Below are 15,025 nucleotides of genomic sequence, written 5' to 3' on the forward strand. Positions count from 1 at the left end.
CCGAACCGGACACCCCCAGGAGCGCTCGTACCACCGCTCGAGAAAGAGGAACCCCCATGTCACGTCATGCGTCACGGCGTCGTCTCACCCTCGTGTCCCTCGCGGGCGTCGGCGCTCTCGCCGCGGCCGGCATCTCCCTGCTGCCCTCGATGGCGTCCGCGGCTCCCTGCGCCGACGTCGAGGTCATCTTCGCCCGCGGCACCGGGGAGGCCCCGGGGCTCGGCATCACGGGAACCCCGCTCGTGAAGGACATCAAGAGCGCTCTGCCGGGCAGGTCGGTGTCGTCGTATGCCGTCGACTACGCGGCGAACTTCGCGCAGACGAGTGCGGGTCCCGGTGCCACCGACATGACGGAGCGCGTCAAGTCCACCGCCGCCGACTGCCCGGACACGTCTCTGGTGCTGGGCGGCTACTCCCAGGGCGGCAGTGTCACCGACATCGCCCTGGGCATCCCCACCCGGCTCGGCACCGGCCGTGCGGTCCCCGCCGGACTCGCCGATCGGATCAAGGCGGTCGTGGTCTTCGGCAACCCCCTGCGGTTGTCGGGCCGCACCATCGCCTCGGAGAGCGAGCTGTTCGGCATCAAGGCGAAGGAGTTCTGCAACACCGGCGACCCGGTCTGCGGCAACGGCCGCAACAGCGCCGCGCATCTGACGTACCACCTCAACGGCAGTGTGGAGCAGGGCGGCCGGTTCGCCGCCGACCGGATCGGGCGCGGCTGAGCTCCTGTTCGGCCGCCCACACCCTCCGCGACAGCACGGCAGCACGGCGGCCGAGGGGCCGGGCGGGAAGGGTCCAGGGCGCGCCGAGGGGCCGGGGGACGGAAGGGCTGATCCTCCGCGCCGATCGCGCGCGTCCTGATCCTCGTACGACCTGGCTCCGCGCACCGATGAGTTCCGCGGTCCGGGCCGGTCCATCTCCCGCAGACCATCGCACCCCGGACTGGAGAACCACCATGACCACTTCCGCACACGCCGGTCGCCTGCTGTTCGTCAACCTGCCCGTGGCGGACGTCGAGCGCAGCAAGGCGTTCTTCGCCCGGCTCGGGTTCGGCTTCGATCCGATGTTCACCGACGGGACCGCCGCGTGCATGCGGGTCGGCGAGCAGGCCTCCGTCATGCTCCTCGGCCACAAGACGTTCGCACAGTTCTCGAAGCTGCCGATGGCCGATCCGACCACGCACGCACTGGCGCTCTACTGTTTCGGAGTGTCGTCCCGCGACGAGGTGGACACGGTCGCCGAGACCGCGCTCGCGGCCGGCGGAGTGGAGGCGGACGGTCCCGAGGACCACGGCTTCATGTACGCACGCAGCTTCTTCGACCTCGACGGTCACGGCTGGCAGGTCATGTGGATGGACCCGTCGAGCACCTCGGACGGTTCGGCTTCCACCACGCCCACCAGTGCGTAGTGCGTGACGCCGCCCGGACCGGTGGCGGTGACCGGCCCGGGCAGGACCCGGCGGAGGTCGGAGCGGCCCTGTCGAGCGGTGCCGCCGCACCGTCGGTCGTCCCGCCCCCCCGTCTAGGACGGGATCGGACCTATTTCCTCCCTACTCTCGCCGTCGGTACGCAACGACAGTGAAGGGGACGCCATGCCGAAGCCGGACAACGCCGCGCCCGAGGGTTACACCACGGTCGCACCCTGGGTCGTGACCGACGACACGGGTGCCTTCCTCGACTTCGTCGCGGAGGCCTTCGACGGACAGGAGCTCGCGCGGGTGGTGACCGAGGACGGCCTGATCGGGCACGCCGAGATCCGCGTCGGCGACACCGTCGTGCTGGCTTTCGACCGGCGCGCGGACTGGCCCAGGACGCCGAGTCTGCTCCGTGTGTTCGTCACCGATCCGGACCGGGCGTTCGCGCGGGCCGTCGCGGCCGGCGGGCGGGTCGTCACCGCGCTGACGGACGACGCCTTCGGGCAGCGCGGCGGGCGTGTCAAGGACCCCTTCGGCACCATCTGGTGGGTGGTCGGGCGCGTCGAGGACGTCGCCGAGGACGAGATGTGGGAGCGCCTGCGGGAACCCGTCCACGCCGAGGCCATGCGGGTGGCGCAGGAGACGCTCGACGCGGAGCTGAGCGGCCGGCGCCACGGCCGCGGCAGCGCGCCCGTCAGGACCACCGGCTGATCCGTGCCGGTCCGGGCTTTCGTGCCTCGGACCGGGTCCGCAGCGGCGCCACCCGCGTCACGCGCCCCGCCCTCCGCGCGTCGTCCGTCCCTCGGGCGGTCCCCGTCCGGCTCTGCCGGAAGGACGGACGGGGACCGGGACGTGGCCCGGCTATCGGGTCACGGAATGAGGGACACGAAGGTGATCAATGGCTGCGCAGGGCACTGGTGGTGAAGAACCCGGTCGCTGCGGCGGTGATGAGAGCGCAGACGGCGTAGAGCGCGGTACGACGCATGGGAACGTCCTCCAGGGTGAGTGTCGTCGGGTGCCGTGCTCAACGCTCGTTCGCGGCGTAGGGCTCGCGATGATCCGCATCATCACCTGCTTGGACGCGAGACAGGGGTGGTGGGGGCGGTCGACGCCGATGCCACGGATCCGAACCCGGAAGGTGAGGCACGGGGGCGGGGCACGTCCGGCCGGGCGCGACCATCGTGCCGATGGCCCGGTCCACGGCGGCGTGCGAGGTCACGGCCTGCTTCACCTGCCGCCCTTCCTCCTCCGGCGCGAGGACGCGATCGTCGGATGTTAGAGCGGGGCTACCGCGGGTAGCCGCCGAGTAGACACCCGGAGGTGATCTGCATGCTCGTCCTCGGACTTCTCCTGATCGCCGGTACGGCCGCGTTCACAGGGCTGGCGATCTCCGACAACCTCGGCGGCGGTCCCGACTACACGGTGTCGGTGCTCGGGCACGACATCGCCACCATGAGCGCGTTGATGATCTTCTGCGCGGGACTCGCCCTCGCCCTGCTCTTCTCGCTCGGCCTGTGGATGACCGCCGGGAGTGCCCTGCACCGTCGTCACCGTGCCGTGCGGATGCGCGACGAGCGTGGCGTCAGGGCCGGCCGGATGTCGGAGCGGGACGCCGCGCGGCCCCAGGGCCCCACGGACACCTCCGCGGGTCAGGCGGGAGCGGCGGAGTCCGCATCGCGGGCGTCCGCGCCCGAAGCGACGTCCGCACCGCGTCGTCACCGCGGCAGGCGTATCCACCTCTTCGGCCACTGAGACCGGGCAGCAGCCGAGGCGCGCTCTTCGGCCCCTGAGACCGGGCAGCAGCCACCGAGGCGGGCGAGGGACCAGGGTTCCCGCCGTCTCCCGGCGGCAGGGGCCCGGCGACGGTGATCTCGGCCCGCGCCCGCCGGACGGGCGGACGGCCCGGCGATCCGTACAACTGTCACCCCGGAGCCGGCCGCGGAGCCGCGGGAGCCGCAGGTGAGGGACGGCGGACCGGATCAGCCGGGCGCGGGCCGAGACGGTCTTCGCCTCTTTCCCCGGACCTCACCGTTCCCGCCCCCGCCGACCGTGGCAGAGTATGCGTGTGCCGACCACCGATAGCGCCCGCGCCGCCGCCTCCGTCGACGTCTCTCCCGCCGAGCACGGGGCGGCCGCCGCCCACGACGAGCCCGGTCACCTCATCGATCTGCGCAGCGACACCGTCACCCGGCCCACCGAGGCCATGCGCCGGGCGATGGCCGAGGCCGAGGTGGGGGACGACGTCTTCGGCGACGACCCCACCGTCAACGCGCTCCAGGAGCGGATCGCCGGGATTCTCGGATTCGAGTCCGCGCTGTTCGTCTCCTCGGGGACCCAGAGCAACCTCTGCGCCCTGCTGACCCACTGCGGTCGCGGGGACGAGTACATCGCCGGTCAGATGGCCCACACGTACCGGTGGGAAGGCGGTGGCGCGGCCGTCCTCGGTGGCATTCAGCCCCAGCCGCTGCCGCACCGGGCGGACGGAACGCTCGACCCGCGGGACATCGCGGCGGCCGTGAAGCCGGACGACCCGCACTTCGCCCGGACCCGGTTGCTCTGCCTGGAGAACACCATCGGCGGCCGGGCAGTCTCCATGGACTACCTCAAGACGGCCACGCGGATCGCCCGGGACCGCGGACTGGCCACGCACCTCGACGGGGCGCGGCTGTTCAACGCCGCCGTGGCCGGCGGCGACGACCCGTACGAGCAGGCACGACGGATCGCCGGTCACTTCGACAGCGTCTCGGTCTGCTTCAGCAAGGGACTGGGCGCGCCGGTCGGCTCGGCACTCGTGGGGTCCCGGGAGTTCGTGGCGGGCGCGCGACGCTGGCGCAAGGTCCTCGGCGGCGGGATGCGTCAGGCGGGCGTCCTGGCGGCCGGTGCCCTCCACGCGCTCGACCACCACGTGACCCGGCTCGCGGACGACCACGCGCACGCCGCGCTCTTCGCCGAGGGGCTGAAGGGGCTGGAGGGTCTGACCGTCGACCCGAGCGGCACCAACATGGTCTTCGCGAAGCCCGCTCCCGGTCTCGACGCCGACGAGATGGGCGCCCGGCTGGGGCGTCGTGGCCTGCTGTGCGCGGCCTACCCGGGCCAACTGCGCTTCGTGTTCCACCTGGACGTGACGCGCCCCGACGTGGAACGCGTGGTACGGATCGTCCGCGAGACCGTGACGGAAACGATGGGCGGACCGTCCGCGAGCTGATGGCCCGGCCGTGAGCGGGTGGCCGCCTCGCTGCCCCGGCTCACGGCCCCACATCCGGGCCGACCGAGCCTGACCTCCTGCTGATCCGGGCCGGAGCGCGAGCTGTCGGCCTGGCGAACTTCGTCGAAGTCCTCGACGCCGAAGGCCGCACGCACCGCGTCTCCACCGTGGGCGAACCCTCCGCGCGTCCCTTGCGCCGGGCCAGGGGCCGACTCCACGAGGAGTCGACCCCTGGGCCTCCGGAAGCCGTGGGACCCGTCGCTACGTCAACGCGCGCAGCCCCGTGCCCAGTTCGCCCCGGACACGGGCCGCGGCGCCGACCGGCACCGCGTCGGAGGCCAGGGCGGCCCTGACCAGGCGGACGGGGTGACCGCTGATCGGGGGTTCGGCGGCGAGCGCGGAGAGGACGAGGGGTTCCAGCAGGGGCCAGGCGCGACTGACGCCACCGCCGACGACCACCGTCGTGATGTCGGCGACGCCCGCCGTGATCACGATCGCGCGGGCGATGCCCGCCCCCGCGGCGCGGTACACCGCGAGCGCGTCGTCGTCTCCGGCGGCGGCGGCCTCGGCGACCTCGCGTGCGCTGCGGCGCAGGCCGGTGCGGTCGGCGTACCGAGCGCCGATGGAGCGGCCGGAGGCCAGCGTCTCCAGGTGGCCACGGCCGCCGCAGGAGCAGGGCAGGTCCCCGAAGCCGGGGATGTGCCCGATCTCGCCGGCCGCGCCGTGCGGACCCGCGTACAGGACGCCGTTGGTCCACAGGGCGCCGCCGACACCGGTCCCGAGGGTCATGCCGAGGACGTCGGCCTCGCCGCGCACCGCTCCGCCGTGGACCTCCCCGTAGAGGAAGGCGTTGACGTCGTTGTCCAGGTAGGCGGGGACGCCGAGGGCGTCCTCGACGGCGGCGGTGACGGCGAAGCCGGCCCAGCCGCTGAAGGAGTCGCTGGCGACCAGGATGCGGCCGTTCGCGGAGTCCACCACCCCGGCGGCACCGATTCCGGCGCCCACCAGCCGGCCCGGGGTACGGGCCAGCAGCGGGGCGAGCGCGTCGAGCGCGGCGCCGACCATGGCCGGGCCGCCCTCGCGTGCCGGGGTGGCGGTCTCGGCGCGGTCGAGGACCTTCAGGTCGTCGGAGCAGACCACCACCTGGGTGGTGGTGCCGCCGATGTCGATGCCGGCGAACAGCGGCCGGAGAGAGAGGGGCATGGCCGGATCCTGCGGGGTGTGGGGGGAGAGAAGGGGGCCGCCGGTCACGCCTGTGCCTCCGTACGGCCGGCCGCGAGGGTGGCCAGGCGTTCGGCCCTGCGGCCCCGCTGCACCACCGGGTCGGGCACCGGCACGGCGGCCAGCAGACGACGGGTGTAATCGGTCTCCGGGTGCAACAGGGTCGTCCCGGTGGAGCCCTGCTCCTCGATCCGGCCGGCGCGCATCACGACGACGCGCTGGGCGAAGTGCTGCACGACGGCGAGGTCGTGGGAGACGAACAGGCAGGCGAAGCCCAGATCACCCTGGAGTTCGGTGATCACTTCCAGGACCGCTTCCTGCACGCTCACGTCGAGCGCGCTGGTGGGTTCGTCCGCGACCAGCAGCCGGGGTTCCAGCACCAGGGCGCGGGCCAGGCTGACCCGCTGGCGCTGGCCCCCGGAGAGTTCGCGGGGTGTGCGCCGGGCGACCTCGCGGGGCAGCCGGACCCGGTCGAGGACGTCGGCGATCCTGGCCTGCCGGTCCTTCGCGGACAGCTCGCGACGGTGGATCCGGAGGGGTTCGGCGACGCACTCGCCGATGGTCATCCGGGCGTCGAGGGAGGCCACCGGGTCCTGGAGCACCACACCGATGCCGGCCCGCAGCGCGCGGCGGGCCCGGGCACGGGTGCGGCCGAGGTCGGCGCCGAACAGGGAGACGGTCCCGGACGTGGGCGGGATCAGACCGAGCGCGACGCGGGCGGCGGTCGACTTGCCCGAGCCGGACTCGCCGACCAGACCCAGGGTCTCGGCCGCTCCTACCTGGAACGACACTTCGTCGAGGGCGTGCACGGCCGTCTTCCCGCGGCCGAACACCACGCTGATGTCGCGCAGTTCGACCACCGGGCGGTCCTCGGCGGCGCCGGACCGGGCGGGCGGGACCGACGGTTCGGCCGTCGGACGGGGCGCGGACGCCGACGCAGTCGTGACGGGCGCGCCGGCCGCCTTCTCCGGGGTCTCGGCGACGGAGAGCCGGGGCACGGCGGCCAGCAGACGCCGGGTGTAGTCGTGGGTGGGACGCAGCAGGACGTCCTCCACCGACCCGGTCTCCACGATCTCCCCGTGGTACATGACGGCGACCCGGTCCGCGAAGTCGGCGACGACGCCCATGTTGTGGGTGACGAGCAGGACGCCGGTGCCGGTCTCGACGGCGAGCCGGCGCAGCAGGTCGAGGATCTCGGCCTGCACGGTCACGTCGAGGGCGGTGGTCGGCTCGTCGGCGATGAGCAGCCTGGGCTCGTTGGCGATGGCCATGGCGATGACGACCCGCTGGCGCTGTCCGCCGGAGAGCTGGAACGGGTAGGCGCGGGCCCGCTTCTCCGGTTCGGGGATGCCGACCCGGCGCAGCAGGTCGACGGCCTCGGCGGCGGCGTCCTTGGAGGTCACCTCGCGGTGGTTGCGGATCACCTCGGCGATCTGTCTGCCGATGCGGGTGAGCGGGTCGAGCGCGGTGGCCGGCTCCTGGAACACCATGGAGGCGGTCTTTCCGCGGAGCGCCGCGAGGCCGTTCTCCGAGGTGCCCACGATCTCGGTGCCGCCGATCACGGCGCTGCCGGTGGTACGGGCGTTGCCGGTGAGCAGACCCATCGCGGCGAGAGCGATCGTCGACTTGCCGGAGCCGGACTCGCCGACGAGGGCCAGCGTCTCACCCGGCCGGACCTGGAGGGACACGCCCTTGACCGCGGGTACCTCACCGGTCTCGGTGGTGAAGACCACGCCGAGGCCGTCGAGTTCGAGGATCGGGCCGGGTGCTGCGGTGCGGGCGGGGGAGCCCTTGGTGGTGGCGGTCATCCGCGTCCCCTCACATCGAATGCGTCGCGGAGCCCGTCCCCGATCGCGTTGAACGCCCACACCACCAGGATGATGGCCAGGCCGGGCGGCAGGATGAGCCACCAGTAGCCGGAGTAGGCGGCGGTGAGACCGGCGGAGAGCATGCCGCCCCAGTCGGTCTGCGGCGGCCGGACACCCATGCCCAGGTAGGAGACGTACGCGACCAGCAGGATGGCGTCGGCGACCTGGAAGGTCGCGGCGACGATGACGGTCGAGACCGAGTTCGGCAGGATGTGCCGCAGGATCGCCCGGGCGTGCGTGCCGCCGATGGCGCGCAGGGTCAGGACGTAGTCCCGGTTCTTCAGGGTGAGTGTCTCGGCGCGGACCAGCCGGGACGGCACCAGCCAGGACACCAGGCCCAGGATGAGGACGAGTCCGGCGAGGCCCGGTGTGGTGATGGCGGAGACCACCAGCAGGATGAACAGCGCGGGGATCGCGATGCCGGCGTCCACGATCCGCATCATCACGGCGTCGATCCAGCCGCCCGCGTAACCGGCGGCGGCGCCCCACAGGGTGCCGATGCAGGTGGCGAGGACGCCCGCGGCGAGGCCGACGATCAGCGAGACCTTGCCGCCGTACATGAGCCGGCCCAGCTCGTCGTGGCCGACGGCGTCGGTGCCGAGCCAGTGGGCGCCGCTGGGAGCGAGGTTGACCTGCTGGAGCAGGGTGTGGGTCTGGTCGGTGGAGTACACCAGCGGGCCGGCGAAGCAGAACAGGAAGAAGAACACGACGACGGCCAGTCCGACGACGGCCAGCCGGTTGCGCAGGAAGCGGCGGACGGCGAGGCGGGTGCTGGTGGCCTCGTGCGGAGCGGCGGCCTTCGCCGGGGCCGGGTCCGGCTGGATGACGGCGCTCATGCCCGGCCTGCCTTCACTCGGGGGTCGATGATCCGCTGGACGATGTCGGCGAGCAGGGTGCCGGTGACGGTGGCGACGGCGATCACCAGGACGCAGCCCAGGAGGACCGGGTAGTCGGAGGACTGTGCCGCCGTCCAGAACAGCAGCCCCATTCCGGGGTAGTTGAAGAGCTGCTCGACGACGAGGGCGCCGCCGAAGAGCACCGGGATGTAGTAGCCGAGCATGGCCACCACGGGCGTCAGCGAGTTCCGGAAGACGTGCCGTCCCAGGATGGCGCGGGAGCGGGAGCCGCCGGCCCTGGCCGTGCGGACGTAGTCCTCGGAGAGGTTCTCCAGGGTGGCCGCCCGCATGTACCGGCTGAACACCGCGACCATGGAGGCCGCACCCGCGACGACCGGCAGCACCAGTGCCTGCGGGTCGGAGAACACCTGGCCCAGGGTGTCGCCCTGCGGAGCCTGCGAGGGGAACCAGGCCAACTGCTGGCTGAAGACCAGCACCAGGACGAGCCCGAGGAAGTACACGGGCGTGGAGTAGGCGATGAAGCTCAGCGTGGTGATGATGTAGTCCGTGGCCTTGTTGCGCCGCACGGCCTGCCACATGCCCAGCGGGATCGCGAGGACGAGACCCACGAGAGCCGACAGCAGGGTGAGGACCAGCGTCTTCGGCAGCCGTTCGCCGATGAGCTGGGAGACCGGCTCGTTGAGGGTGTACGAGGTCCCGAGGTCACCGCGCAGCAACTGGCCGAGGTAGTGGAAGTACTGCACGGGCAGGGACTTGTCGAGGCCCTGTTCGTGGTTGAAGCGGGCGATCTGCTGGGCGGTCGCCTGCGGCCCGAGGATCCCGCGCGCGGGGCCACCGGGAAGGGCGTGCAGCAGGCCGAAGACGACGATCGTCACGATGACGATCACCACGACGGCCTGGAGGACGCGTCTGATCAGGTACGAGGAAGTGCTCATGTGGTTTCCGGTCGCTTCGTCTCTGTGGCGCGTACGGGCGTCACCTGGACAGGGGCGTCACCGCGACATGGGCGTCGGGGTGACGCGGGAGCGCGAGGGGTGGGCGCGGGCCTCGGACGGCCGGCCGGGTGGCCGGGAGTCGTCGGCCCGCGCGGTCACCGACCGGGCTTACTTGGTCCACTTCCACATGGCGGGGTGGAAGTTGGCGAGCGAGTCCTGGGCGAAGCCGCCGAGGCCGTTCTTCACCACGGAGATCTGGTAGTCGGGCTCCGGCAGCCAGATCACGGGGAGGTCCTTGGCGAGGGCGGCGCTGTACTTCTGCACCGACTCGTTCGAGGAGGAGGTGGTGGTCTCGGTGATCAGCTTGTCGACGTCGGCGTTGGAGTAGCTGCCGAAGTTGGAGCCGCCACCGGAGGCGAAGAGCGAGTCACCGCTCGGGTAGGCGGGGAAGTACCAGCTGCCCGCGGTGCCGAAGAAGGACAGCTGCCACGAGCAGCCCGAGTCGCCGGACTTGCACTGACCGGCCTGCGACAGCACGGAGTTGACCGGTGCGGTCTTGATGCCGAACTTGATGCCGGTCTTCGCGAACGACGACTGCAGCGCGCTCATCATGTTGTCGGTCACGGTCGAGCCGGACTGGGACAGCACCTGCATCTCGAACTTGGTGCCCTTGTCGACGCCCGCTCCGCACTGGTTGTCACCGGTGCCGGGGGCGTTGCACACCATGGTGCCGCCCTTCTCCGTCCAACCGTGGTCGGTGAGCAGCTTCTTGGCCCCCGCGGTGTCGAAGGGGTACGGGTTGTTCTTCTGGTCGGCCGAGACGAAGGACGACTCCTGGCCCTGCGGGATCGGCCCGTAGGTGGACACGGCGCTGCCGTTGAAGACCACCTTGGAGAGAGTGGCCTGGTCCACCGACTTCTGGATCGCCTGACGGGCGTACAGCTGCTTGAACACCGGGCCCATGGCCGGGTTGTTGAAGTTGTACGGCATGTAGGTGATCGCCCAGCCGCTCCACGGCTTCACCGAGTAGCCCTTGGCCTTGAAGGCCGACTCCTGGCCCAGGTCGGTGGCGTTGATGTAGCCGTAGTCGACGGTCCCGGCGCGGAGGGCGTTCTCCTCGGCGTCGGTGGTGGTGAACGGCAGCAGGTTGACGTTCTTGATGTTGGCCTTGCCGCCGCCGTCGTACTTCGCGTTGGCGGTCAGTTGGACCTTGCCCGCGGTGGAGAACGACTTGATGGTGTACGGGCCGCTGACCGTCTTCCACAGCGGGTCGGTCGCGTAGCCGGAGATCTTCTTGGCGGCGTTGTTGAGGTACGTCCAGACCTGCTTGGCGCCGGCGGCGGTGCGGTCCAGGTCGGAGACGGCGCCCGAGTCGCTCGTCTTGTCCCAGACGTGCTGCGGGATCGGCCGGATCATGCTCAACTCGTTGGCGAGCATCCATTCCTGGTTGTACGCCTTGTCGAAGGTGATCGTGAAGTGCGTGTCGTCGACCGTCTTGAGGGAGGTCCAGTTGTCGGGCGCCTTGCCCGGGCTGTAGCTGGCCCAGTCGGCCTTGTTCGCCTTGACGAGGTTGAACCAGAACTCCACGTCGCGCGAGGTGATCGGCTTGCCGTCGCTCCAGTGGCGCGCGCCGAGGGTGATCGTCACGCTCTTGCTGTCCGGGGCGAACTTCGCGTCCGAGGCGAGGGAGTTGCCCTTGTTCCAGCCGACCTTGCCGGTGGAGCCGTCGTACGCGATCAGGGGTTCCCAGGCGGCCTGGGATATGGACGAGTTGTTGGTGTTCAGGTGCGCGGCGGTGCCGATCGGGAGGATCCAGTTCGGGGTGAAGTTCGCCGGGAGCGCGTAGTTGATCGTGTCCGACGCCGCCGAACCGGAGGACGAGGTACCGCCGCCGGAACAGCCGGTGACCAGCGCGCCGGTGATGACGGCGGCACCCGCGACGAAGGCCCAGCGGCGGCTGGCGGCCGGGTGAGCAAGGAACATGACTCTCCTCAGGGTGAAAGGACCCGCACACGTCATGGGAGGACCCAGAACCGGCGCCGCGGGATCGGCGCTGTGTATGGCGACAGTCAACGACGGACCCGCCGAACAAACAAACAAGAATTAATAACAAATAAGTTACTGCGATCTCGACGAAAGTCCGAGTGGCCCGCTTCCTGCGACCACATCGGGCTGTTTGTACCGATTTGGCGAGATTCAACTTGGCGTCGGCACTTCGCGCTTTCTTCGCGAAGCCGTTCCCCGTCGGCTACATCCGGCGTACTGTCTCCGGCACACCCAACACCGTGGAAGTTACTTCGTACATGACTGAAATAAGTGCACGGGACCGCAAGAGCACCAGGGGCGTGTCCTCGAAGGGTTCCGCGCCGAAGAGCGCGACCCTCGCCACGCGGGTTCTCGAACTCGTCGCATCGGGGCAGGCGTCGTCCCGCGCCGAACTCGCGCAGCTCCTCGGCACGGCTCCCTCGACCATCTCCCTCACGGTGGCCGAACTGGTCGAGCGCGGGCTCATCGCCGAGGAGGGCACCCAGTCCTCGACCGGGGGCCGCCCGCGCAGGGTGCTCAGGGCCGGCAGCACCGACGAGTACGCCGTTGCCGCCGACGTGGGCGGCCGCCATGCCCGGATCGGGGTGGTGCTCCCGGGCAACGGGGTCCGCGACGTGGCCAACGTCCCCTTCGAGATCGGCGACGGTCCCGAGGCCGCGCTGCCCAGGCTCGCCGAGCACCTGGAGTCCCTGGCCGAGCGGCGGGGACGCGCCCGGCTCCGAGGCGTCGGGCTGTCGCTGCCCGGCCCGGTGGACGTGACCGCCGGCGCCGTCGTGCTGCCCTCCCGGATGCCCGGCTGGAACCGTTTCCCGGTGGCCGCCTGGCTGGAGGAGCGATTCGGCGTCCCGGCCGTCGTGGACAACGACGCCAACTGCATGGCCGTCGGCGAGCAGAGTGTCAGGCCCGCCGAGCACCGGCGGACGATCACGGTGAAGATCGGCTCGGCGATCGGCGCCGGAGTCATCATCGACGGCAGCCTCTACCGGGGCGCCACCGGAGCCGCCGGCGACATCACCCACATCCGGATCGACGGCGGCGCCGACATCCCCTGCTCCTGCGGCAACACCGGGTGCCTGGAGACCGTCGCGTCGGGCGCCGCGCTCGTCCGCATCCTGCGCGAACGCGGTCTGGACGTCACCAGCACCGAGGACGTGGTCCAGCTCGCCACCGACGCCGACCCGGAGGCCACCCGTGCCGTCCGCAGGGCCGGCGACCACCTCGGCCAGGTGCTCGCCGCCAACGTCAACTTCTTCAACCCGGACGCCGTCTACCTCGGCGGCATCCTCTCCACCCTCGAACCGTTCGTCGCCGCGGTACGCAGCCAGCTCTACGAGAGCTGCCACCCCCTGGTGACCGAACACCTCACCATCGAACGGGCCGCCCTCGGCGCCGACGCGGGACTGGCCGGAGTCGGGCTGTTCGCCCTGCAGCGCGCCCTGGCCCGCGCTCTGGGCGACGCCGGTGGCACCGGCACGGACCCCTTCCGTACCGGCACTCCTTCCAGGAGCGGCTGACGTCGCTCACCACTGCCGCACCGGTCCCGGGCCGACTCCCGCCCCGGACCGCGTTCCACGCACCGAAGCCGTCCGGCAGCGGCCCGCCGCCGGAAACGAAGTCCTGACGGAAGCGAAGAAAGTCCGGAGCCCGGTACCCGCCCGCAGTGGGACCCGAACCCCGGTCTCCGAGTCGCCGAGCACCGGTCTCCGAGTCGCGGAGTCCCGGTCTCCGAGTCGCCGAGCACCGGCCTCCGAGTCCCGGGCCACGCCTCCCGGGCAGCAGCCCGAGAACCGCTGAACGGCTCTCCCGCACCGCCCGCACCATCCGCACCGCCACCCCGCACGAGGAGCCATGACGCACACCCGCCCCGCCGTCGCCCGCCCCGTCATCGCCGTAGCCGGCCTCGGCATCGAGTCCTCGACCTTCTCACCCGCCCGCACCGAGGCGCCCGCCTTCCACCCCTCTCGCGGCGCCGAGGTGTTCGACCGGTACCCCTTCCTCGCCCCCGGCGAGGAACTGCGTGAGGCCGCCGAATGGCACGGCGCCCTGGTCGGCAAGTCGCTGCCCGGCGGCACCGTCACCGCCGCCGCCTGGACCGCGCTCACCGACGAACTCGTGGAACGCCTCGCCGCGCTGCCCCGGCTGGACGGCCTCTGGTACGACATCCACGGCGCCATGACGGTGGAGGGCGTCGACGACGCCGAGGCCGTGCTGCTGGAACGCATCCGCGCCACCATCGGCCCGGACGTGATCGTCTCCACCTCGATGGACCTGCACGGCAACGTCTCCCGCGAACTCGCCCACGGCAGCGACCTGATCACCTGTTACCGGATGGCCCCGCACGAGGACCACATGGAGACCAAGGAGCGCGCCGTGCGCAACCTGGTCGAGCTGCTGGTCTCCGGCGGCCCCCGCCCGGTCAAGGCGTGGGTGCCGGTCCCCGTGCTGCTGGCCGGCGAGCAGACCTCCACCCGGATCGAGCCCGCGAAGAGCGTGTACGCGGCCGTGGACGAGGTCGAGGCCGCGGACGGCGTGACGGACGCCGCCATCTGGGTCGGCTACGCCTGGGCGGACGAACCCCGCAACCGCGCCGTCGTGGTCGTCACCGGCGACGACACGGCGGCGGTCTCGGCCGGGGCCGAACGCCTCGCCCGGGGCTTCTGGGACGCCCGCCACGACTTCGACTTCGTCGCCCCGACCGGCACCTACGACGAGCTGATCGACGAGGCGCTCGCCTCGGACCGGCGGCCGTACTTCATCAGCGACACCGGCGACAACCCCACCGCGGGCGGCGCCGGCGACGTCACCTGGGGCCTGACCCGGCTGCTGGAGCGACCGGAGTTCCAGAAGGAGGACGGGCCGACCGTCGTCTACGCCTCGGTGCCCGCCCCCGCCGCGATCGACACCGCCGTCGCCGCCGGGATCGGCGCCACCGTCACCGTCACCGCCGGCGCGGAGGTCGACGACCGGCACGCGGGTCCCGTCACCCTCACCGGCGTGGTCCACGCGATCCGGCACGGCGACCGGGACGCCGAGACCGAGGTCGTCGTCCGCGTCGGCAGCGTGTACGCGATCCTCACCAGGCTGCGCAAGCCGTACCACCACGAGCACGACTTCACCGACCTCGGCCTCGCGCCACGCTCCGCCGACATCGTGATCGTCAAGATCGGCTACCTGGAGCCCGAACTGTTCGACATGTCGGTGGGCTGGAAGATGGCGCTCACCCCCGGTGGTGTCGACCAGGACCTGGTGCGCCTCGGCCACCGCCGGATCCGCCGCCCGATGTATCCCTTCGACCGTGACATGGCCGCCCCGGACCTGACGGCGCGCATCATCCCGGCGTCGGACCAGCCGCTCACCGGGATCGACGAGTGAGCGGGCACAGCGACCGGCCTCTCGACTCCTCCCGCGCCACCGGTGCGGGCCCGGCCTCCACACCGGTGGCCGCCGGGACGGGGGCCGGACACCGGCGGCCCGGCCCG

The 15,025-nt window shown here is 71.7% G+C and carries 12 protein-coding genes; 7 read left to right on the forward strand and 5 right to left on the reverse strand.

Features of this window, described 5'->3' with window-relative positions; all coding sequences use genetic code 11:
- Positions 1-56: 56 nt before the first annotated feature.
- The 5 genes from OG776_RS36235 (at position 57) to ltaE (ending at position 4,619) form a co-directional block, all read left to right on the forward strand.
- Complete coding sequence (locus OG776_RS36235) at positions 57-722, forward strand: cutinase family protein (RefSeq protein ID WP_148007296.1); 666 nt, start codon at positions 57-59, stop codon at positions 720-722.
- Between the two features lie 233 nt (positions 723-955).
- Complete coding sequence (locus OG776_RS36240; RefSeq protein WP_187285473.1) at positions 956-1,408, forward strand: VOC family protein; 453 nt, start codon at positions 956-958, stop codon at positions 1,406-1,408.
- 183 nt (positions 1,409-1,591) lie between these two features.
- Positions 1,592-2,125, forward strand: coding sequence for a VOC family protein (locus OG776_RS36245; RefSeq protein WP_148007295.1), 534 nt, complete (start codon positions 1,592-1,594; stop codon positions 2,123-2,125).
- A gap of 618 nt (positions 2,126-2,743) precedes the next feature.
- The gene (locus OG776_RS36250; protein WP_148007294.1) at positions 2,744-3,166 is read left to right on the forward strand and encodes a hypothetical protein; all 423 of its coding nucleotides are present in this window, start codon (positions 2,744-2,746) and stop codon (positions 3,164-3,166) included.
- A 313-nt stretch (positions 3,167-3,479) separates the two neighbouring features.
- On the forward strand, positions 3,480-4,619 hold the full coding sequence (gene ltaE, locus OG776_RS36255) for a low-specificity L-threonine aldolase (protein ID WP_261994367.1): 1,140 nt from the start codon (positions 3,480-3,482) through the stop codon (positions 4,617-4,619).
- A 261-nt stretch (positions 4,620-4,880) separates the two neighbouring features.
- On the opposite strand, the gene OG776_RS36260 is transcribed toward ltaE, so the two are convergent.
- From OG776_RS36260 to OG776_RS36280, 5 genes are all read right to left on the reverse strand, one after another.
- Positions 4,881-5,822 carry an ROK family protein gene (locus OG776_RS36260; protein WP_148007292.1) on the reverse strand — a complete coding sequence of 314 codons (942 nt, stop codon included), beginning with the start codon at positions 5,820-5,822 and terminating at the stop codon, positions 4,881-4,883.
- A 44-nt stretch (positions 5,823-5,866) separates the two neighbouring features.
- Entirely contained in the window at positions 5,867-7,648 is a 1,782-nt protein-coding gene (locus OG776_RS36265) for a dipeptide ABC transporter ATP-binding protein (RefSeq protein ID WP_148007291.1), read from the reverse strand.
- Positions 7,645-8,544, reverse strand: coding sequence for an ABC transporter permease (locus tag OG776_RS36270; protein ID WP_187285472.1), 900 nt, complete (start codon positions 8,542-8,544; stop codon positions 7,645-7,647). Before OG776_RS36270 ends, OG776_RS36265 begins: the two co-directional genes overlap by 4 nt.
- Positions 8,541-9,500, reverse strand: a complete 960-nt coding sequence (locus OG776_RS36275) for an ABC transporter permease (protein WP_148007290.1) — start codon at positions 9,498-9,500, stop codon at positions 8,541-8,543. Before OG776_RS36275 ends, OG776_RS36270 begins: the two co-directional genes overlap by 4 nt.
- Before the next feature lie 168 nt (positions 9,501-9,668).
- Complete coding sequence (locus OG776_RS36280; protein ID WP_148007289.1) at positions 9,669-11,483, reverse strand: peptide ABC transporter substrate-binding protein; 1,815 nt, start codon at positions 11,481-11,483, stop codon at positions 9,669-9,671.
- Between the two features lie 320 nt (positions 11,484-11,803).
- Here OG776_RS36280 and OG776_RS36285 point away from each other — a divergent pair, with 320 nt between their 5' ends.
- On the forward strand, positions 11,804-13,060 hold the full coding sequence (locus OG776_RS36285; protein WP_148007288.1) for an ROK family transcriptional regulator: 1,257 nt from the start codon (positions 11,804-11,806) through the stop codon (positions 13,058-13,060).
- Between the two features lie 334 nt (positions 13,061-13,394).
- Positions 13,395-14,918, forward strand: coding sequence for a M81 family metallopeptidase (locus OG776_RS36290; protein ID WP_329323192.1), 1,524 nt, complete (start codon positions 13,395-13,397; stop codon positions 14,916-14,918).
- Positions 14,919-15,025: the final 107 nt, after the last annotated feature.

This window comes from Streptomyces sp. NBC_01689, from assembly GCF_036250675.1.
In the GTDB taxonomy this organism is placed as follows: domain Bacteria; phylum Actinomycetota; class Actinomycetes; order Streptomycetales; family Streptomycetaceae; genus Streptomyces.